General features: G+C 40.9%; 17 protein-coding genes, 4 tRNA genes and 1 pseudogene. 10 read left to right on the forward strand and 12 right to left on the reverse strand.

Annotated features, from left to right (window positions below; all coding sequences use genetic code 11):
- Nucleotides 1-223 precede the first annotated feature (223 nt).
- From WCW66_06410 to WCW66_06465, 12 genes and pseudogenes are all read right to left on the reverse strand, one after another.
- Nucleotides 224-1,714: a hypothetical protein gene (locus WCW66_06410; protein MFA6392342.1), complete on the reverse strand. Its 1,491-nt coding sequence runs from the start codon at nucleotides 1,712-1,714 to the stop codon at nucleotides 224-226.
- Between the two features lie 142 nt (nucleotides 1,715-1,856).
- Complete coding sequence (locus tag WCW66_06415; protein MFA6392343.1) at nucleotides 1,857-2,387, reverse strand: DUF3137 domain-containing protein; 531 nt, start codon at nucleotides 2,385-2,387, stop codon at nucleotides 1,857-1,859.
- A 404-nt stretch (nucleotides 2,388-2,791) separates the two neighbouring features.
- Nucleotides 2,792-3,295, reverse strand: coding sequence for a 30S ribosomal protein S16 (gene rpsP / locus WCW66_06420; GenBank protein ID MFA6392344.1), 504 nt, complete (start codon nucleotides 3,293-3,295; stop codon nucleotides 2,792-2,794).
- 96 nt (nucleotides 3,296-3,391) lie between these two features.
- A complete protein-coding gene (locus WCW66_06425) occupies nucleotides 3,392-6,064 on the reverse strand; it encodes an AAA family ATPase (GenBank protein MFA6392345.1) in 2,673 nt (890 codons plus the stop codon).
- A 15-nt stretch (nucleotides 6,065-6,079) separates the two neighbouring features.
- A complete protein-coding gene (locus WCW66_06430) occupies nucleotides 6,080-6,580 on the reverse strand; it encodes a DUF456 domain-containing protein (GenBank protein ID MFA6392346.1) in 501 nt (166 codons plus the stop codon).
- 3 nt (nucleotides 6,581-6,583) lie between these two features.
- Nucleotides 6,584-7,279 carry a ribonuclease III gene (gene rnc, locus WCW66_06435; GenBank protein ID MFA6392347.1) on the reverse strand — a complete coding sequence of 232 codons (696 nt, stop codon included), beginning with the start codon at nucleotides 7,277-7,279 and terminating at the stop codon, nucleotides 6,584-6,586.
- A gap of 101 nt (nucleotides 7,280-7,380) precedes the next feature.
- Nucleotides 7,381-7,824, reverse strand: a complete 444-nt coding sequence (nusB, locus tag WCW66_06440; GenBank protein ID MFA6392348.1) for a transcription antitermination factor NusB — start codon at nucleotides 7,822-7,824, stop codon at nucleotides 7,381-7,383.
- Between the two features lie 186 nt (nucleotides 7,825-8,010).
- Nucleotides 8,011-8,175: pseudogene (gene rpmF / locus WCW66_06445) on the reverse strand (50S ribosomal protein L32).
- A gap of 66 nt (nucleotides 8,176-8,241) precedes the next feature.
- Nucleotides 8,242-10,749: a DNA gyrase subunit A gene (gene gyrA, locus WCW66_06450; protein ID MFA6392349.1), complete on the reverse strand. Its 2,508-nt coding sequence runs from the start codon at nucleotides 10,747-10,749 to the stop codon at nucleotides 8,242-8,244.
- Nucleotides 10,750-10,769: 20 nt separating this feature from the next.
- Nucleotides 10,770-11,216 (reverse strand): hypothetical protein, encoded by a 447-nt coding sequence (locus WCW66_06455; GenBank protein ID MFA6392350.1) that lies wholly within the window; start codon nucleotides 11,214-11,216, stop codon nucleotides 10,770-10,772.
- Between the two features lie 9 nt (nucleotides 11,217-11,225).
- Nucleotides 11,226-11,849 carry an MBL fold metallo-hydrolase gene (locus WCW66_06460; GenBank protein ID MFA6392351.1) on the reverse strand — a complete coding sequence of 208 codons (624 nt, stop codon included), beginning with the start codon at nucleotides 11,847-11,849 and terminating at the stop codon, nucleotides 11,226-11,228.
- Between the two features lie 125 nt (nucleotides 11,850-11,974).
- The gene (locus WCW66_06465; GenBank protein ID MFA6392352.1) at nucleotides 11,975-12,895 is read right to left on the reverse strand and encodes a hypothetical protein; all 921 of its coding nucleotides are present in this window, start codon (nucleotides 12,893-12,895) and stop codon (nucleotides 11,975-11,977) included.
- 131 nt (nucleotides 12,896-13,026) lie between these two features.
- On the opposite strand from WCW66_06465, the gene WCW66_06470 reads away from it, so the two are divergent.
- The 10 genes from WCW66_06470 to WCW66_06515 all read left to right on the forward strand — a co-directional run bounded on the left by WCW66_06470 (nucleotide 13,027) and on the right by WCW66_06515 (nucleotide 19,776).
- A complete protein-coding gene (locus WCW66_06470) occupies nucleotides 13,027-14,340 on the forward strand; it encodes a S1 RNA-binding domain-containing protein (protein ID MFA6392353.1) in 1,314 nt (437 codons plus the stop codon).
- 78 nt (nucleotides 14,341-14,418) lie between these two features.
- Nucleotides 14,419-16,245: an ATP-dependent zinc metalloprotease FtsH gene (gene ftsH / locus WCW66_06475; GenBank protein ID MFA6392354.1), complete on the forward strand. Its 1,827-nt coding sequence runs from the start codon at nucleotides 14,419-14,421 to the stop codon at nucleotides 16,243-16,245.
- Between the two features lie 34 nt (nucleotides 16,246-16,279).
- Nucleotides 16,280-17,281, forward strand: a complete 1,002-nt coding sequence (locus WCW66_06480; protein ID MFA6392355.1) for a hypothetical protein — start codon at nucleotides 16,280-16,282, stop codon at nucleotides 17,279-17,281.
- Nucleotides 17,282-17,390: 109 nt separating this feature from the next.
- A tRNA-Ile gene (locus WCW66_06485) sits at nucleotides 17,391-17,467 on the forward strand.
- A 69-nt stretch (nucleotides 17,468-17,536) separates the two neighbouring features.
- Nucleotides 17,537-17,611, forward strand: a tRNA-Phe gene (locus tag WCW66_06490).
- 77 nt (nucleotides 17,612-17,688) lie between these two features.
- Nucleotides 17,689-17,765 (forward strand) — tRNA-Pro (locus WCW66_06495).
- 32 nt (nucleotides 17,766-17,797) lie between these two features.
- On the forward strand, nucleotides 17,798-18,124 hold the full coding sequence (locus WCW66_06500) for an MGMT family protein (GenBank protein ID MFA6392356.1): 327 nt from the start codon (nucleotides 17,798-17,800) through the stop codon (nucleotides 18,122-18,124).
- A gap of 317 nt (nucleotides 18,125-18,441) precedes the next feature.
- Nucleotides 18,442-18,515 (forward strand) — tRNA-Gly (locus WCW66_06505).
- Nucleotides 18,516-18,641: 126 nt separating this feature from the next.
- Nucleotides 18,642-19,157: a methyltransferase domain-containing protein gene (locus tag WCW66_06510; protein MFA6392357.1), complete on the forward strand. Its 516-nt coding sequence runs from the start codon at nucleotides 18,642-18,644 to the stop codon at nucleotides 19,155-19,157.
- Between the two features lie 124 nt (nucleotides 19,158-19,281).
- Nucleotides 19,282-19,776, forward strand: coding sequence for a hypothetical protein (locus tag WCW66_06515; protein ID MFA6392358.1), 495 nt, complete (start codon nucleotides 19,282-19,284; stop codon nucleotides 19,774-19,776).
- Nucleotides 19,777-20,036 lie beyond the last annotated feature (260 nt).

The following is a 20,036-nucleotide window of genomic DNA, read 5'->3' on the forward strand; positions in this document are numbered from 1 at the left end:
TCTTGGTGAGCTTCAGCCATTTTCTTATCGTTACTGATTAGAAGTAATAAGGTGCATTCCCTCCCTGCCGACCTTTTTCTAGTACATCCATACTTAGATTTGGGAATTCCTAGATGCAGAGATATGTAGTATTCAATATATAGAAAAGGTGTTTGATTGTCAATCTCTACCCGGTAATCCTAAAGTATTGGTATATTTTTTCAGTTTTGGAGCTCTTTCGGAATCACTTGCCCAAATCAGAAATCGGAATTGCCTGCTCAAGTTGTTCTGTCTCACCGCGATTAACTTTAACACCTGACTCTTTTTCATATGCTTCAACTACACTTTCCGGAACCATATAAAACACCTGACGTCCATTTTCTTCTATTTTTCCAACTTTATACAATTTTTCTCCTCTAGGCAACAATGGATGCCTTCCTCCTTGAATATTATTAAAATATACCTTCTCAATTTTCTTCATAGTTTCGTCGTCAAGTTTACTTCTGTATTCCTTATCAACCCTTGTTCTTGAATGATCCTGAAAAAACAATACTCTCATTTCAAAAGGTTTGTTTCTTTTATTATATTCTGCATCTGACATACCCTTTGGTCTTGGTGCCATTCCTGAATAGCCAGATGTAGTGTCATACTCTCCATTTGGGCCAATCTCCCAATCATATTGTTCCTGACTGACAGCCGAAAGAGGTCTTGTAAGATCTATTGTATCCGAAGAAAATGGATTAATTTCTCCCCATCTAATTAAATTCGTTCCGTGCTTTAATACAGTCCACCCGCGCGGAATAATTGGCTCAAATGTTTTTTCTTTTTCTTTGGTTTCATTGTCTTTCGCTGATTCATTTTGTCTGGAATCTGTCGATAATTTTTCTTTGAAAAAATCCTCCATCTTTAACAAAATATCAACAGCTCTGACACCTTTTGCCATCTCCTCCCTAGCTTCATCAGTAATTTCGCTATTAATATCCTCAGCAACGTCCCGCCAAGTTTTACCCTGTAGAATATCTACTATCATTTCTCTGACTATCTCAATTTTCCTTACTAAATCCTTTCGATTAACGGAATAAAAATCTTCTTCCTTAGGTAAGAGAGCTGCGAAATCGAAAGATGTGTCTTTAGTCAATCTTCGAACTGCATCAAAATGTACACCATAAGCTTCCGGCCTGAATGGTTTTCTATCAGGGAACAGTTTATCCATACTACTATCAAATATCCCACGCAGATTATCAGCTTCTTTTTTCGCTGCCTCCGGATCATTATAATCACTAGCTGGCAAACTTGCACTGCTTTCTTTAGTTGCCATTGTGCCAAGTATACTTGAAAGCGCCGGTGCCGCATCGGCGAGATTTACTCTTTTCGCAGTTCTCGGATTAGCAAGTCTCTCCATTACATTACTCATACCCCGATAACGACCTGCCATTACACCGGCAACCTCATCGTTATCCCATTCATATCTCTGAGCCTGACTGAAAAATCGCATTACATCTCCGGCAAACTGCATATCTGTCTTTTCCGGTGTAACAGGTTTTCCGCCAGCGATCTGACCTCTAACTTCTTCCAGTCTTTGACTGGCATCAACAGCCGACTGTTGAGCATGTCCTTCAATCTCTTCAGCACTTGCAACAGGTATCTCGGGAGTTGGTGGTACGGAAACACCCGGTTCTTTTTCTTTATTTCTATCACCTTGATTTAAGATATCGTCTATATTATTTGGATCCATATATTTGATGAAGCTTATAGATAGTCGATTATCTCATTATATCACGTCTTAATAGTCAATCAGAAAACCAACCCATTTTCGCTTATCAGCGATAAGTTGGCTTCGAAATAATTTAATTCACCAGCTACTACTAATTGGTCCGCTAAGCCCGTTCATTATTATTATCCAGGTTCCTAACAAGATGGACACGAGGTAGATCATGCTCACTGCTCAATCCAATGTTCCTCTCCAGTTGACGAGTAACCTTTAGGACATGCTCGAATAATTGTGTTGGATGTATAACGGGTTTCTTCCAAAGACGCACAAGTAAATACGATCCATGAAATTCATAAGTCAGCGGTACCTCTTCATTTAAAAGCATATTCATAAGTGCCGGATCAATAAGTTGATATGCAATTCTTTCCGATGGTGCAAAAACATCCAGTAGTTTGTTAAACTCTTCACTTTCAAATTGCACCTCTACGCAATTTTTTGGAGCAACTCCCATTAACCGATCTGATTGGATTATTAACGATCCGGATACATATCTTTTTAATTCAAAACCAATAAATAACCCCTTAACGCGAGTACCACGGTTTTGTTCACCGTTCGGCGCTGGATTAACGAACCTTCCTAAAATCGTTCCGATGAATACTTTTCGATTATCATATACCCCATTGACCCCGTGTTCCATATGCGTATCAATCCAATGGAAAATTATACTATGACTAGCATACTCGGGTGGTATCTGATGCCAAGCAAAGGGCGCTGATTTTTCTAACACATCAGCTGAAAGCTTAGAATATATTCGATGCCATCGTGTACGTATCTTTATTGAATAAATCAATACACAGATTACAAGGAGAATGAATAAATATACCCCAATACTCACGAGCGAAGAGAAATCTTCTAATAATGCCTGTAAGGAAATAAACAATATAGCTAAACAGAAGAAAATAATACCGTAGAATACACTTTTAAAATAATATATAAATCCACTATTCATTTCATATTGTGATTAGTTATATATTTATGATAACACAATAAATTGGTAACCAAAAACCACCCCATTTTAGCGGGATGGTTTTTAATAAATCTCTATTTTACTTCTTCCGGTTTTTCTTCTGGTTTTGGTTCTTCCTTAACCTCTTCCTTCTTCTCTTCAACCGGGGCTTCTACCTTGACCTCTTCTGCCTTTACTTCTTCTTTCTTTTCCTCTTTCGGTGTCTCTGGTTTCACTTCTGCTGGTTTAACTTCCTCTTTCTTTTCTTCTTTTACTTCCGGCTTTGCTTCACCTTCCTTTTTCTCCGCTTCTTCATCCTTCTTTTTGACTGGACGGCCTTTGGGGATTTTCTTTCCTTCAATCACTCCCTTGCTGATTAATATATTGTGTAACGTATCAGAAACTTGAGCTCCCTGAGACATCCAGTATTTGATCCGTTCCACTTCCAGTTTCAATCCTTTTTCGGAATCATCATGCGGATCATAAAATCCAACCTTTTCCAAAAAGTCCGATGATACGGATTTTGATTTTTCCTGAACCACAATTCGATACTGTGGTCTGTTCTTTTTTCCAACTCGAGTTAAACGTATTGCTAACATAACTGATTGCTTTTTAATGTATTGTGATTAAATACGAACACCCTGAACGGGTAAAATGATACTAACGAATTATTGATTTTATGTCAATATTTAGGGTTATTTGGCGATATTCCCCTGTTCATCAACATCTTCCATTCTGACACTGAGTAGCTTGGAAACTCCGTCATCACCCATAGTAACCCCGTACATCAATACCGCATGGTGCATGGTCGCACGATTATGGGTGATTGCCACAAATTGTGTTTTATGGGACAAATCTTTCAAAATTTGCGAAAAACGAATTGAATTTGACTCGTCCAGTGCCGCATCCACTTCGTCCAGTACGCAGAAAGGTGGGGGGTTATTGGCGATAATGGCACAGATCAGCGCGATTGAAGCCATTGCTTTTTCACCGCCGGAGAGCATATTCAGGTCAGATAGCTTTTTACCCGGCGGGCAGGCTACAATATCGATACCGGTTACTACCTTGTCTCTTCTGATAACTTTGGGCATTACGTCGTCATCCTCTTCATCTTCTTCAGATTCACCATTTGTATTCTCTTCTTTCGGTGGTGCAACTTCTTCCTTATGCAACTGCAAAGATGCCTTACCGCCGTTAAACAGCGATTTGAAATATTTGGTAAATTGCTGATTGATCTTTTCAAACGCCCCTTTGAATTGATTTTTTATTTTTTCATCCAGTTCATCAATAATTTTTTCCAGTGAAAGACTGGCTTCTTTCAAATCCATAATTTGGGTAGTCAGAAATTCGTTTCTCTCAAAAGTATTTTTATATTCTTCATTGACTGTCGGATCAATCCCACCGATCATTTCCAACTGATTTTTCAATCTCCGGATATTTTCAACCCGTTCGGCATAAGAAGCCTCTTTGTGCTCCGGATGAAGTTCGGCCTTCAAATCCACTACTGCCTGTGCTTCTTCTATTTTTAGATTCTCACGGATTTCGTTTCCCAAATCTTCTTTTTTGGTTTCAATTCTGGCAATCTCCACATTATTAGCATTGATGATATTTGTAATGCTATTCAACTCGTTCTGCTTAACCTGCATCTCCTGCTGTTTCTTTACCAATTCATCTTTTTTAACCTGCTCCTCTTTATTGAAGGAATCCAGCTTGGTTTGAATCGTCGCGATCTTTTGATCAACCTCACCCAGTTTCATTTTCAGCGTTACCTCTTCCTCCTGGATCAGTTTGCGTGCGGAATCCGGATCGCTGGATGCCGTCTGAGCAACTTTCAATTCAGCAGTGATGGTATTTAATTCTTTTTCAACAGAAAGGATTTCATCCTTTTTATGATTAATTTTACCCTCCGTAGCTTGCAATTGAATACTGCGCTGATGGACTTCATTAACCAGATTGTCTTTGGTTTTTAACATGACAGAAAGTTTCTTCTGTAGATCGGATAAATCCTCAGTACGCTGACCATTCTGGACTCCCTGTATTTGTTTCTGCAGATCTTCCAGCTGACTGACTATCTCTCCGGCATCATGTTTAATCTTACCCATCCCTTCCATGTTTTCAATCGTTTCCAGTTCCTGCCACAGTTGTTTCTGTTTGGCATAAATTTTTTCAATCGTGTCCTGGATGTATGAGATGTTTAATTCCGGTTTATTTTGGAGTTGTGAAAACCCTTCTTCCAATTCCTTTTCCAGCTTGCTGAATTCATTTACAATACTTTGTTGCTGTGCCACCTGGTTATCTAATAGGGTTTTTTCCTTTTTCAGTCTTTCTTCAGCCAAAAGCAGATCCTGTTGTAAAAGATCCTTGCTCTGGGTCAGTTCTTCCTTCTTTTTTTCCAGCCAGGCTAAATCGCTTCTGCCCGATTCTATATGTTTCAGCGCGGATTTACCCTTCAATACCGCCATTTCCTGGGTGATCCGGTTCTTCTCCGATTGGTATTGCTGATATTCCGACTGGTATTGTTGGAACAGCTGACCGCGGGTGTCTTCCTGCGCAATCCGGTCAACTACTTTCTGTATTTCATTTTTCCCGTTTTCCAGTTTAACAAGCTCAGTACGCAGCTGGTTATTTTTTTCCTTTTGTACTTTAAACTGCTGATCTAATTCGCCCCAGAGGATAGAATAGTGCGTCTGGTGCAGAACGGTAAGTTCTTTTTCAATCTCTTCCCGACGTTCCAGCCTGTTTACCTGGCGGGTCAGTGAACGGAGTCTGGGTCCGATTTCCTGCAAAAGCATTTCCGACTGTTGCAGGTTTTCTTCGGTGCGGATCAGTTTGTTTTCCGCCTGGTCTCTTTTAATCTGATATTGTTTTACTCCGGCTGCTTCATCAAAAAAATCTTTCCTTTCCTGCGGAGTGGACGTTAAAACGGTTTCGATCATTCCCTGGCCGATTACACTGTAACTTTTTTGTCCGAAATTAGCCTTGGCTAATAACAAAATAATATCCTGCAGGCGGGACTTAGTATTGTTAACAAAATATTCACCTTCACCATTCTGATAGACTCTGCGCGTAATGACTAACTCCGAATAGTCTATTGGTGCGCGCCCGTCTTTGTTATTGATATACATACTTACCTCAGCCATTCCGAGGCGGGATTTTTTATCAGAGCCTGTAAATATTACATCCTGAGACTTCTTACCACGGAGCAGTTTCAAACTTTGCTCTCCCAGAACCCAGCGGACCGCATCAGCAATATTTGATTTACCGGAACCGTTCGGTCCCACAACCGCACTGATCCCTCTATTGAATTTAAGGGTGGTTTTATTTGCAAATGATTTGAAACCCTGAATATCTAACCGCTCAAGATACATAATATTTTTTAGCTATTAGTAATAATATTCCAACAGATTAAAGACATAAATTCCTAATATTGAAACACCAACTGTCAGCTTTACAATCGTTCCACCGACAAAACCGATTAAGGAATAATTCTTAAACGATATTTTGAAAACTCCGTCACGGCCGGAATATACTTCCCCGACAACCGCGCCGATGAAAGGACCAATTATCATCGCGATTTTCCAGCCAAAAAGTGATCCAATTAACCCGCCGATCACTGCCCCAATCAAACCCCATTTGCTCGCATTGAATTTATGACCACCCCAATATCGCGAAGCGTAATCAAGAGCAAAAGTTCCAAAGATCATTATTGTAACTAGAAATATATGATCATACCTGATTATTTCAAATTGCGTTATCCCGGCGTAGAGTGAAAAGGAAACCCACATTAAAATCATACCAGGGAAAAAGGGCAGGATTGTCCCGATTAACCCAACTACCATAACAACCCCGCAGGCAATAGCAACGAATGCTTGCGAATAATCCATATATTATTCCCAATCTTTAACTTTTAGAGCATTTTCTGCCGCCGATAATTGTGCAGCCTGTTTACTGGAACCCTCGCCATTCGCAATCAAATCTTTTTCAAACCAGACTCCCATTATAAAATGCTTTTTGTGGTCCGGCCCGCTTTCTTTTTCTACCTTATACACAGGCGTGATACCCAACTTTTCCTGACTTAACTCCTGCAGCAGACTTTTCGGGTCTCGGTATAACTGATTCTCCAGTATATTTTCCAGACGGATCAGAAAGTTACTTTCGATAAATTTTCGCACTACCTCAAGCCCCTGATCCAAATACGTTGCGCCGATTATCGCTTCACACGCATTGGCTAAAATAGTCTGGCGTGCCTTTGGCGTCTTATCATTTGTTTCGCCCTTGCTTAAGTATAAATATTTTTCAATTCCCAAATCAGTAGCAACAATCGCTAATTGTTCACTACGGACCAGACTAGCTCGCCAATTTGTTAATTCTCCCTCAGGTTCTGAATAGTTCCTAAACAGATACTCCGTGACCACCAACTCCAGAACTGCATCACCTAAAAATTCCAACCTTTCATTAATACCTACCGCAAATGACGGATGTTCATTCAAAAAAGACCGATGCACCAGTGCCTGTTGCAATAGTTCTTTATTTTGAAATTCAACCCCGAGTTTTTTTTCTAATGCTGATAAATCTTTTTCCATCGCTCATTTACTCTCTGTCCTCTTGCCCATTTGTCTTTACCGCTCACGAAAATATAGAGGGATAAAAACAGCTAGGAAGAAATATGTAATTGCTGATTAATTTAACTACCGGGAATAATCTTTTTTTCAGTGCCCTCTTCCATCTTCTTGAAGATTGTCCCCAATACACCGTTTACGAATTTGCCGGATGACTCCCCGCCGAATGTTTTTGCCAATTCAATAGCTTCGTTAATTGCTACTTTTGGCGGAATTTCCGGAGAAAACTTAAGTTCAAAAATTCCAATCCGAAGAACATTGCGGTCCACAACTGTGATCTGATCCAGTGGCCACTCCGGAGCATATTTTGTAATCAACTGATCTATTTCTGTCCGATTTTCCACCACACCGTTAACAATACTTACAGAAAAACCCTTGTCGTCAAAATCAGGAGCAAATTCATGTAAATTATGCTCTAACACTTTCAACACATCGTCTTCCATATTGTTGAAGTCCCATTCATAGAGACTTTGCATGGCTATAGTTCTGGCCAGATGTCTATTGGACATGGTTGGGGGTTTTTAATCCGTAATTGGTAATTTGTAAGTGGTAACTGGTAATCGAGCTGTAATATATTACGAATTACCGATTACCTGACACTATTTAACTTCCTTCTTCTTATCTTCTTTGGTTTCTTTCTTTATTGCACTTTTCTTCGTACGCTTCTTTCCTTTTTCTTTTTTGGTCAACATATCAACCACTTCTCTCCCACGATATGTTCCGCACTTTGCACAAACATGGTGAGGGCGGACCGGGCTTTTGCATTTTGAACATGTTGAAAGAGTCCCCTTACTTAAAGCCATGTGGCTGCGGCGTGTTTTTGTTTGTGAACTTGGTGTCTTTTTGCCTGGTAATCCCATATTTTTCCTTTTTTAATAACTAATAAAGTTTATCCTGATTTGCCGATCATGACAAGAAACAGATTACTATATAAAGGTAACACTGGCAACCTTGTCATCTTTTTCTTTAAAGCGCATCAATCTGACGCCCTGAGTCGCTCTGCCGAGAACAGATACGCTCTTTATCGGCAGTCTGATAACTTGCCCGTTAATTGAGATAATGATCAGATCTTCATCTTCCAGCTTGGCATTCACGATAAAGGAAGTAACTACTTTACCGGTCTTTGGTGTGACTTTGGCCGTTTTAATTCCGGAACCCCCTCTGTTTTGTATTTTATAGCTGGATACGCTGGTCCGTTTGCCGAATCCGTTTTCCATTACCACCAATGCCTGTTCGTTCGTTTGAGTTTTCCCGCCGACAATTAAATCCATACCTACTATTTCATCATTACCTTTCAGTCGGATGCCCCTCACCCCAGAAGCGTTTCTACCCATTGCCCTGATATCTTTTTCTTTGAAACGAATTGCCTGTCCTCCGGAAGTGACTAATATTATATTGTCATCACCTGAAGACGGCTTAACCCATTGCAGGAAATCATCTTTCTTGAGTTTGATCGCAATCAGCCCTGATCTTCGTACCTTTTCAAAATCCTTGATGTCAACCTTTTTAATTATTCCTTTTCTGGTTACCATCACCAGGTATTTATAGTCTCCGGCATCTTCCAGAGGAATCGCCTGAGATACTTTTTCGTCCGGAGCCAGTTGCAGGAAATTCACCATGGCCTGACCCTTGGCGGTCCTGGATACCGAAGGAATATCATACGCCTTCAACTGGAAGACTCTCCCCTTGGTAGTGAAGAATAGAATATCCGCATGTGTGTTCGTGGAAAAGATATCATTGACCACATCCAGTTCTTTTGTCGTCAGACCGATCACTCCTTTACCGCCCCGGCTCTGTGTTTTAAACATAGTCGGATCCTGACGTTTGATATATCCGTCTTGGGTCATCACGATAATTGTGGACTCGTTCGGGATCAGGTCTTCCTGGGTAAATTTATCCACTGGGTTGGCATATACTTTTGTCCTTCTTTCATCACCGAATTTTTCTTTTATTTCCGCCAGTTCTTTCTTGATTATATCCAGGATTTTTTTCGGTGATGCCAGGATACTTTTTAAATCTTTAATCAGCTGGATTTTCTCTTTTAATTCCTGTTCAATTTTCAAGCGTTCCAGTCCAGCCAGTTGCTGCAGTTTCATTTCCAGAATTGCTGTTGCCTGCAGATCTGACAGTTTGAATTTAGCACGTAACTGCTTATGTGCCTCTTCTTTATCTTTGGATTTTTTGATCAGCTTAATTACCGCATCCAGATTAACTAAGGCTTTCATCAGACCCTGCAAAATATGTTCACGGTCCTGTGCCCGATCCAGTTCAAACTGCGTCCTTCGGCGGACGACGATTTGGCGATGCTTCAGGTATTCGTCAATGATCATTTTTAAGTTAAGCACCCGCGGTTGAATCCCATCAACCAGCGCCAGCATGTTCACATGGAAAGTGTCCTGCAGAGAGGTTAGGGTAAACAACCGGTTCAGTATTTTCTTCGGGTATGAATCTTTTTTCAGGTCAATCACAATTCGAACTCCTGTCCGGTCTGATTCATCACGCAAATCTCTAATCCCTTCGATCTTTTTTTCGTGAATCAAATGGGCAATTTTTTCGATCAGTTCCGCCTTATTCACCTGATAAGGAATTTCATGTACGATAATCCGAAAATTTCCTTTTTCATCCTCTTCTATTTCCGTGTTGGCTCTGATCACTACCCTTCCTTTTCCGGTAGCATAAGCCTGCTTGATCTCTTTAATATCATAAATACTCCCGCCAGTCGGGAAATCCGGTCCTTTAACAAACTCCATCAGATCCTCAACTACCGCATCCGGGTGTTCTATCACATGACTAATGGCATCCACTAATTCACTCAAATTGTGCGGCGGAATATTAGTAGCCATACCGACCGCGATTCCCATCGTGCCATTTAATAAAAGATTCGGGAGTCTGGCAGGAAGCAGGGTTGGTTCTCTTTTTGAACCGTCATAGTTTGGGATAAACTCCACGGTGTCTTTTTCTATATCAAAAAGCATCTGATCAGATATCGACTGCAAACGGGCTTCGGTATATCTCATGGCTGCTGGCTGGTCACCGTCCATAGAACCGAAGTTTCCTTGTCCGTTTACCAGTGGGTAGCGCAGAGAAAAATCCTGGGCCAATCTGGCCATGGAAGCATAGACCGCCTGATCACCATGCGGATGGTATTTACCCAAAACTTCTCCGACTACTGTCGCCGATTTTCTGAATTTTGCCGTCGAGCGCAGACCGACATCCCACATCGCGTATAGGATTCTTCTGTGGACCGGCTTCATCCCGTCCCGGACATCCGGCAATGCGCGCGATACGATTACTGACATTGCGTAATCCAGATATGACTCCTTCATTTCATCAACTAAAAATCGCTCAGTTATTCTGGGAGCCTGATTCATTTCAGGAGTACGCTCTATTTCTCTAGGCTGATGTGGTTTGTGTTTTGCTTTCTGCTTGGCCATGCGGTTATTGAATATTTAAATTATATATTTGAGTTAGTATTGATATTTTCAAATTGAGGAAAAACTTTTTCACGTAATCCTTGGACCTCTTCAGTAACTATGTCTGCTTCATTTAATTGTTCTTGGAAATTCTGCAGATCGGAATAAGCGTCTTGGACATCATCAAACTGGTTATCAACAACATGGAATAGCCGATTAAATCCTTTTGTTATTTCGTCTAAACCGCCGCCTCGTTTACTTAAATCATCTTCCAGCGAATAGCGCAGAAAATAAACCCATCCAACTACCACCACAACCATAAAACAAATCACTAAAACCCACATTCTTAAGTGTTTCGCTTTTTCATTTTCCGTAGAGGTCTTGGCAATTTGCTTCTTTTCAATCAAACGAGTTGCACTTCTTTTCCTTGGAGTCTTTCCCTTTCTTTTCTCTACTGGCGCTTTTTTTGCTGCATCTAATGACTTCATAATTTCTTTTTACTGTGGCGCTAAGATTGTTATCTGCATATCATCTTGAGGTAAATCTTTCTTCTTGATCGATAAACGGCTTTCTGCCGTGCCATCCCCATTTACACCCAGCGCTTTTTTAAAACTATCAATTGAATCTCTCTTTTCTTTTAGACCGGGAATCTTATACTGCATTGGGATTACGATCCTCGGTTCAATCTGACTGATCACTTCCGCGGCCTGTTTTGCATCCAAAACACCGTTTCCACCGACTGGAACCAGTAAAACATCCAGACCTTCTAAACTCTCAAGTTGTTTGTCAGAAAGTGAAGTGTTTAATTTACCCAAATGCCCTATTGTAATACCCTCAATTTCAATCCAATATACCGTATCAGAAGGGTCGCCATTTTCATGCTCGATTGGTATCCCTTTTACAAAAACCTGTTTCGCCTCATACTCTCCCGGGCCATCGATCATTAATGATTCAATTTTAGGGTCCGAGGGGTTGTATTCTGGACTGCTGACAATGACCATATCTATATTTGAAAATCGCGGTTTTCTTAAACCACTGGTTTTACTAACAGGGTCAATGATCACCTGCACTTCATGAGATTGAATTTTAAAACAGCTCTGACCAAGCCATGTGATATACATATTGTGGATATATTTTATACAAATTAAAAGATTTTCTCCTCTCAAGATAACACGAAAACACCGAAAAGTAAAGTAAAAAAGGCTAAAATTTTAAGCCTTTTTCCGCAGAGTTCTGAATAATAAAACTAGATTTGCATATCATCAATTTCTTCACTTTCCCCAGTTGTTTCCTGATTTGAAGGTTGGTCAGAATGCTCCGCATCCGGCATTTCGACATTTTTTTGCAGGGACTGACTATTCTGTATAATCTCCTCCTCAATAGCGTTGATTTCACTTTCGGTACCAACTTCTGGGCTTCTTATTCCACTTTCGACCCTATTAAGAGAACCGCCGATCCCCCCTTGCAATTGTACGGTTTTCGGCGCTGCCGGCTGACCTTGAGAATTACTGGCACCTTTATCATCTTTTGCTTCTTGTGCGCGATGATAACTCTCTACGGACCCGTAGTTATCTTTTTCCGTTTTATTAGCTTCTTTTTCTTTTATGCCTTCCGCTTCAATATCTCGTGCTCTTTCATCACGATTCCTGGCCATTATCCGCTCAGCAACTTTTTTTAACTGTAGAGTACCTTCGTCCGGATCAAGCCCCAACGCTTCCATTTCTTTCCTCTTTTGTTTGGACAGCCCCCCTTTGTTAATAAATGTTGCAATTAATTCTCTCCGATCACCGGGATCCAGATCGCGTAGACTTTTTATCGCAACCTTTCCTGCAGTCTGGGCTTGTACACCAGCTTTAAATGCTTTTACTGCTTCAGAACCGGCAACAAAACCTGACTTTCCCTTTAAAGATTCCTCCATCTTCCTTAAATATGGGTTTTTTCTCACTCCATTTTCACCCAGATGTTTGGTAAATTTACGTAAACCATCTTCAAACTCATGTTTTGTTAGATTTCTTTTTCCATAAAAAACACCAGACTTTTTCAATCCTTCTTTCACCGATCCGGTCACCCCTTTACGGTCCATCATTTTTGCAGCAAGCTCATGAAAGTCTTTCCTGGAAATACTGGGGGTTCTCTGTAGATTTCGTTCTCTAAGTGATATTGACATAGTTATATAATAACAAATTTATCTGTATTTGTCAATACATTTGCCTTTTTTTGCCCTTTCCGCTACACTAAGTCTTACGCGATTTTAAGAATCGCAAGGAATATCTAATAATTAATTATTTAATCATTAATATGATTACTAAAACAACGGAAAAAGAGGTAACGAATAGCGCTTTCGCCGATCTTCTTGCCAAGGAAGATTCTTTTAATATACCTAAACTTGGGGAAATCGTAGAAGGAGTCGTTATCAGTGTTTCAAAAACTGAAGTGCATCTTGATATTGACGGTATTACAACCGGCGTAGTTCGCGGTGGCGAGCTGATCGATGAGTCGGGTGATTGTTCTAACTTAAAAGTCGGTGATAAAGCCCAGGCAACTGTCGTAGAACTGGAAAATGAAAACGGGCAGATGGAACTGTCGTTTCGGCATGCCGGACATAAAAAGGCTTGGGATGAACTGGAAAGATTGGTTAGCGAGGGAGTTGTTGTTGATGCCAAAATTGTGGAGGCAAATAAAGGCGGCCTGATTGTCAAAGTCGGCCGTGTCGGTGGATTTTTACCTGTGTCACAATTAATCCCGGAGCACTACCCGCGCGTCGAAGGCGGAGATCGTAATAAAATATTAGAAAAACTGACATCATTTATTGATCAGAAGTTCAGAGTAAAAGTAATTGACGTTGATGAAAAAGAAGAAAAACTGATTGTCTCAGAAAAAGCAGCGTGGGAGGAAAAGCAAAAAGATGTCTTAGCGCAGTTTGAAATCGGATCGGTAGTAGAGGGTGTTGTTACCGGTGTTGTGGACTTTGGAGCATTTATTGAGTTCGGTGACGGACTAGAAGGCCTGGTTCATATTTCTGAGTTAGCCTGGCAACGCATTGATAACCCTCGGGATATCATCAAGCAAGGTGATAAGGTAAAAGCTTCGGTTATCGGCATTGATGGTTCCAAAATATCGCTCAGCATGAAGAAACTGCAGACCGATCCTTGGAAAGAAGTAGTCAAAAAATACAAGATCGGCCAGATTGTTAAAGGCAAGGTCTTAAAGATCAACCCTTTTGGCGCCTTCATCGAGTTAGACCACGATATCCACGGACTTGCACATATTTCAGAATTATCCGACCAGCTGGTACATAACCCGTCTGACATTGTAACAATCGGGGATGAATATAAATTCAAGATACTTTCAATTGAGCCGAATAACCACAGGCTCGGATTGTCTCTGAAAGCCGCTCAAGAAAAGAGCAAAAAAGAAAAGCCCCCGGTTTCAACCGATCTCCCTGATTCTGAAAAAAAAGGGCCAGAAATTGAAGGAAAGGAAATTGTACCGGAACCCGTAAAGACAGAAACAGCTGAAAATGAGCCGAAAACTAAATCAGAGGCAGATCCGGAAAAAAAAGAAAATAGCGAAGAAAAAAATAACGAGCAAACAAATACAATTGTTGCCTAAACAGCTAAAATCAAGTATAATAACGGCTGATCGTTCGTGATACAGCCGTTATTTTGCTAACGGAGAAAAAACAAATATATGAAAAAAGTAGTCAAAAATTTTATTATCTTTTTCCTGGTATTCCTAACCTTGGCCGCATTTCTCAGTCTATATAATTCACCGCTTAATGAAGCGAGAAAAATAGGAATTGGTGAACTGGTCAGCCTGATAAATAATGCAGAGGTTTCGGATATCATTATTGACGGTGAAAAGCTTAAAGTAACATTGACCAGCGGGGAAATAGTTGAAAGTCAAAAAGAACCGACCGAATCGCTTTCTACGCTGTTAAACAACTACCAAGTACCTGCTGAAAAATTGGCCGGTATTAAAACCGAGGTTAAACAAACAACTTCCACTATGTATTGGCTAGGGGCAATTTTGCCGTTCCTACTACCCTTTATTTTGATTGCCGGATTTATTTATTTCATGATGCGCCAAGCGCAGGGAACAAATAACCGCGCGATGATGTTCGGCCAGTCCAGAGCAAAAGAAGTTTCTCCGCAAAACCAAAAAAATAAAGTCACTTTCAAGGATGTCGCGGGAGCCAAGGAAGCAAAAGAAGAATTAGAGGAAGTAGTGGAGTTTTTAAGAAACCCCAAGAAATTCACGTCCCTCGGAGCACAAATCCCGAAAGGCGTGCTTTTGGTAGGGCCTCCGGGCACAGGTAAAACTTTGCTGGCCAGAGCTGTTGCCGGGCAGGCTAACGCACCATTCTTTCATATTTCCGGTTCAGAATTTGTGGAAATGTTTGTGGGTGTCGGCGCATCCCGTGTGCGCGATTTATTCAGAAAAGCAAAAAAGGTTGCCCCTTGTATTGTATTCATCGATGAGATTGATGCCGTCGGCCGACAGCGCGGTTCCGGTTTGGGCGGATCACATGACGAAAGAGAACAGACATTAAACCAAATACTGGTTGAAATGGACGGATTCGACATAAATACAAATGTTATAATTATTGCCGCGACAAACCGCCCGGACGTTCTAGATCCTGCATTACTCAGACCAGGCCGGTTTGACCGCCGAGTGGTTCTTGATTTGCCGAGCCTGAATGACCGGGAAGAGATACTGAAAGTACATGCAAAAGGGAAACCCTTTGACAGTTCAGTAAAACTTAGAACGCTCGCCGAAAGAACCCCGGGATTCTCCGGAGCTGATTTGGCCAATCTATTAAACGAAGCAGCTATACTTGCAGCTCGGAAGAATAGGAAACAAATAACAGCGGAAGACGGTTTGGAAAGCATTGAAAAAGTCATGCTCGGGCCTGAGCGGAAGAGTCATGTATTAAATAAAAAGGAAAAGAGGATCACCGCATATCATGAAGCCGGTCATGCATTAGTTGCGCATGTACTACCAAACAGTGATCCGGTCCGAAAAGTTTCCATTGTTTCCAGAGGACAGGCGGGAGGTTATACATTGAAGTATCCTTCGGAAGATAAATTTATGCATTCCAAATCAGAATTCATTGCTGATCTGGCTGTATTATTAGCCGGTCATGTAACTGAAAAGGAAGTGTTTGGAGATGTAACAACTGGCGCAAGTAGCGATCTTAAACATGCTACCTCACTAGCCCGCCGATTGATAACACAATACGGAATGAGCGAAACAATGGGCCCGCAAACATTTGGCAGTAAAGAAGAGATGATATTTCTGGGCAGAGAAATTTCCGAACAAAGAGATTACGGTGAAAAAGTTGCCAGCATGATCGACCAGGAGGTATCAAAGTTCCTGAAAAAAGCTTATATAACAGCCCAGGGGATAATCAAAAAAATGAGACCAAGTCTTGATAAAATTGCAGAAACTCTGATCGAAAAAGAAACGCTCGAACAAGCTGAGTTTGAGACCCTGTTGAAAGATCTTAAAATTTAGTAACAAATAAATAATTAATATTGGAGGAGGCAATATGACACTCTACCGAAATATTATCAGAGAGGCCTGGCAATTTGCATGGCAAAAAAAATTCTTGTGGTTTTTTGGATTGTTTGCCGTGCTACTTGGAAATGGCGGAGAATATGAGATACTTTTTCAGAATTTCGATTCAATCTCAAATAAACAGACGCTGATATACAACTTCGAAAATATTGCAAAAACTGGCCAGTTGAAAATATACTGGGATAATGTGGTCAGTTATTTTTCCAACTACACAGCATCTGCCATCGGAGTCTTTGTGCTTGCATTGGCGATATTTGTGATTATTGTATGGCTGGTTGTGATTTCTCAAGCAGGATTGATTGACAGCACACTGAAAATTAAAGCTGGGAAAAAAGCAAATTTAGAATCCGGTTTTCTGGTCGGTAGAAAATACTTTTCCCAAATCTTCGTTTTAAATTTGTTAAGTAAGTTTCTGATTTATGCATTAATATTTTTGATCGGAATCCCGCTGGTTTATCTCTTTATCGAAAAAGAATCCTGGGGATGGAACATTGCGTTTTCGATCATATCATTTATTATTTTAGTCCCGCTTTCTATTGTGGTTTCCTTTATAATTAAATATGCATCAGCATTTGTAATCGACAAGGGGCTAAAAACCGGCGAGGCACTAAAAAGCGGGTGGAAATTATTCACCAGTAACTGGTTAATAACTATTGAAATGGCACTTGTCGTTCTGGGAATTAATTTTGTACTCGGCATGGGATTGGTTATCGCATTAACAATTTTATCTGTTCCATTTATTCTGTTGGCACTTATATTCTCAATCCTGGGTAGCGGTATTGGATTATATATTATGGGTGTAATGCTTGTCGTAGTTTTAGTTGCGGCAGGATTTATTGCTGGATCATTTATCTCTACATTCCAGTTTGTCAGTTGGACATTACTATACAAAAAATTGCTTGAAAGCAAAAACACGAGTAAAATCGTACGCATGTTTAGCAAGCTTCCAAACTATATCGGTAAAACATCCTAAGATTAGTTTGCTTTAATAGTTGCTATTTGCTACACTGCTTTTGCAGTAAATTCTTTAGCATATGAACAGTTGTTTATTGTTATTTTCATAAACAAATCATTCACTAAAAGGGCATGTAGCTCAGCCGGTTAGAGCACCACGCTTATAACGTGGGGGTCGATGGTTCAAGTCCATCCATGCCCACCACTAGAGAATCTTGAAATATAAATCGCATAAAATAATTAGTCATTATACTACTGGTGCGAAGCGCTATTAGCCGCGGTAGCTCAGTGGTAGAGCAGTAGACTGAAAATCTACGTGTCGTCAGTCCGATTCTGACCCGCGGCACCAGTAGCATAGTGATTAATTATACTGCTAGGCAAGCTAGGCAGTACAAATATTATTTTTTCACATTGTAAAACTTTTAACGGGGTGTGGCGCAGTTGGCTAGCGCGCCTGCTTTGGGAGCAGGAGGCCGGAGGTTCGAGTCCTCTCACCCCGACCACAAGTCATAAAATGTCTCAAGTTCAATAGCAAATGACAAAAAACTTTTACCAGAAAGTTTACACTCTGGTTAAAAAAATACCCAGGGGCAAAGTAGCAACCTACGGGCAAATCGCTGCTCTAGCCGGTGCTCCGCGCAGTGCCAGGGTTGTCGGATGGGCACTGCATACACTCCCAGAACCGGAAGTTGAAAAAGTTCCCTGGCAGAGAGTAGTCAATAAGGAAGGTGTTATCAGTACTACTTGTGAAGATCATCCCAGAGACCTGCAAAAAATGTTACTGGAAAGCGAAGGTGTTAAAGTAAAAGATCAGAATAAATTTTTCTGGATTGATCTTGAAAAATATCTGTGGAAACCTTAAAATATTAAATAAGAACAGCTTGAGTCTGCAGTTCTCACAAATGACTAGTTAAGCGAAACCTCTAAAGCAAATAATAAAAACCCGAGTCCTGCTACCGCGGGACGAGAAGAGAGGGGCGAAAAGGAGTTTGAAAAAATAAAAAATAATTACCGAGCACATCAGGTGCGCACAAGTCATAGCACCAACCGGAGTGTAGCGAGGATTGGTGCGGAATGACGCGGAGCACGGATGTGCGAGGAGAGGAAGAATTATGTGGAAGCTGAAGCTAGTACCGCCGAAAGGCGGTAGAAGCGAAAGCAGGAACATAATTCTGACGCGCGGGTGTCGTATATCGGTATTACCACAGCTTTCCAAGCTGTTGAGAGGGGTTCGACTCCCCTCACCCGCTCCATCCTTCGTCCCGCTAAGTGGGACTTCGGATGGCGCGCCAAGCAATAAAAATGCCTTGAAACCAGAGGGCGTTTTTTGTTTTATCAATCAGTGATATACTGTCAGATATAATTGATTCAAAAATATTATGCTTTATTTCGTCCTATCGATTGAGGTCCTGCTAATAATTCTTTTACTGATATTTATCATCTCTTTTGGTATCCCATTTGTAACCGGCGCGCCCTTTGCCCCTAGTGCGAAGAAAGGTGTTAAGAAAATGATTGAGCTAGCAAATATAAAAGATGGCGATGTCGCTGTTGACTTAGGTTCAGGCGATGGTCGAATTGTCATAGCGCTGGCCAAAGCCGGTGCGGAAGCACATGGATATGAAATTAATCGTTTTCTTGCGTGGTATTCAATGGCCAAAATCAGGATGCATGGGCTTGAAAAAAAGGCCTTCATACATCGCGGAAATTTTTTTAAAGAAGATTTGTCTAAATATAATGTGGTAATAATTTTCGGAATTTTCAATATTATGAAAAAATTGGGTAATAAATTGCGCGAAGAGCTCAAACCCAATTCCACAATAATTTGCAATAATTTTTCCCTGCCCAATTGGGAGCCGATAAACAGGGATGGCAAATTTTATGTATACAAAAAGTAGCTGGATAAACTGTTGATGGATTGATTTGACACCCTAAAATAGGCGTGCTAAGGTAAGAAACTTCTGCAAATCTCAACCTGTATGGTAGAGATTTTTTGATTGAAGATTAACTACTAAGCATGCTATGAATTTTTACCGAAAAGTAAGCAAAAACAACCGAAAAGTGGCAGTATTCCTGCTATTATCACTGGTTCAGCTGGTTTTCCCTCATATCGCTGTATCACAGGAAACCCCTCTTGAAAATGAGCAGAATAGCCCAATTTTTGAGGCTGACAGCGAAATATCCGATAGTTTCGATCAATTACCGATTGCCGGCGATAGAGTGGCTAAAAAGTCGTTTTATTTGACTGTGACAGCCTATTCTTCCACTGTTGACCAGTGTGACGGCGACCCATTTACCACCGCGTCCGGAGATAAAGTACATGACGGCATTATCGCCTACAACTATTTACCATTTGGGACAAAAGTGCGCTTTCCAGAAATATTCCCGGGCAAAGTGTTTGAAGTACAAGACCGCCTTCGGACCGGCGCCAGTGTTTATCTTGCCGATATATGGATGGGCAGCCGGGAGGAGGCAATTCAGTGGGGAGCACGTGTTATAAAAATTGAGATATTATAGCTAAACAGAATTGATTCAGTTGATATCCTCTGATATACTGTATTCACCCCGTTATTTGAATACCACGCGGCTATACCGCCGGGTGATTTCAAGTAGCAAACCACACTTACTTACTGCAGAGTTTAATGCTCCGCGGTCAAGTAACGGGGTTTACTTGTTTAGCTAATTTTGTTATAACAAGTGCACGTCTGGCGGCCTGGTAGCCAAGTGGTAAGGCAGTGGTCTGCAAAACCATTACTCAGGAGTTCGATTCTCCTCCA

The organism is Patescibacteria group bacterium (genome assembly GCA_041664365.1).
In the GTDB taxonomy this organism is placed as follows: Bacteria; Patescibacteriota; Patescibacteriia; order UM-FILTER-42-10; family UM-FILTER-42-10; genus JAHJEX01.

Bases quoted from the DNA above. Each gene is read 5' to 3' on its own strand.
- WCW66_06425 (MFA6392345.1), bottom strand. From the start codon at position 6,064: ATGTATCTTGAGCGGTTAGATATTCAGGGTTTCAAATCATTTGCAAAT.
- ftsH (MFA6392354.1), top strand. From the start codon at position 14,419: ATGAAAAAAGTAGTCAAAAATTTTATTATCTTTTTCCTGGTATTCCTA.
- rnc (MFA6392347.1), bottom strand. From the start codon at position 7,279: ATGGAAAAAGATTTATCAGCATTAGAAAAAAAACTCGGGGTTGAATTT.
- rpsP (MFA6392344.1), bottom strand. From the start codon at position 3,295: ATGTTAGCAATACGTTTAACTCGAGTTGGAAAAAAGAACAGACCACAG.
- WCW66_06500 (MFA6392356.1), top strand. From the start codon at position 17,798: ATGACAAAAAACTTTTACCAGAAAGTTTACACTCTGGTTAAAAAAATA.
- nusB (MFA6392348.1), bottom strand. From the start codon at position 7,824: ATGTCCAATAGACATCTGGCCAGAACTATAGCCATGCAAAGTCTCTAT.
- WCW66_06455 (MFA6392350.1), bottom strand. From the start codon at position 11,216: ATGAAGTCATTAGATGCAGCAAAAAAAGCGCCAGTAGAGAAAAGAAAG.
- WCW66_06430 (MFA6392346.1), bottom strand. From the start codon at position 6,580: ATGGATTATTCGCAAGCATTCGTTGCTATTGCCTGCGGGGTTGTTATG.
- WCW66_06465 (MFA6392352.1), bottom strand. From the start codon at position 12,895: ATGTCAATATCACTTAGAGAACGAAATCTACAGAGAACCCCCAGTATT.
- WCW66_06480 (MFA6392355.1), top strand. From the start codon at position 16,280: ATGACACTCTACCGAAATATTATCAGAGAGGCCTGGCAATTTGCATGG.
- WCW66_06410 (MFA6392342.1), bottom strand. From the start codon at position 1,714: ATGGATCCAAATAATATAGACGATATCTTAAATCAAGGTGATAGAAAT.
- WCW66_06510 (MFA6392357.1), top strand. From the start codon at position 18,642: ATGCTTTATTTCGTCCTATCGATTGAGGTCCTGCTAATAATTCTTTTA.
- WCW66_06470 (MFA6392353.1), top strand. From the start codon at position 13,027: ATGATTACTAAAACAACGGAAAAAGAGGTAACGAATAGCGCTTTCGCC.
- gyrA (MFA6392349.1), bottom strand. From the start codon at position 10,749: ATGGCCAAGCAGAAAGCAAAACACAAACCACATCAGCCTAGAGAAATA.
- WCW66_06460 (MFA6392351.1), bottom strand. From the start codon at position 11,849: ATGTATATCACATGGCTTGGTCAGAGCTGTTTTAAAATTCAATCTCAT.
- WCW66_06515 (MFA6392358.1), top strand. From the start codon at position 19,282: ATGAATTTTTACCGAAAAGTAAGCAAAAACAACCGAAAAGTGGCAGTA.
- WCW66_06415 (MFA6392343.1), bottom strand. From the start codon at position 2,387: ATGGAACACGGGGTCAATGGGGTATATGATAATCGAAAAGTATTCATC.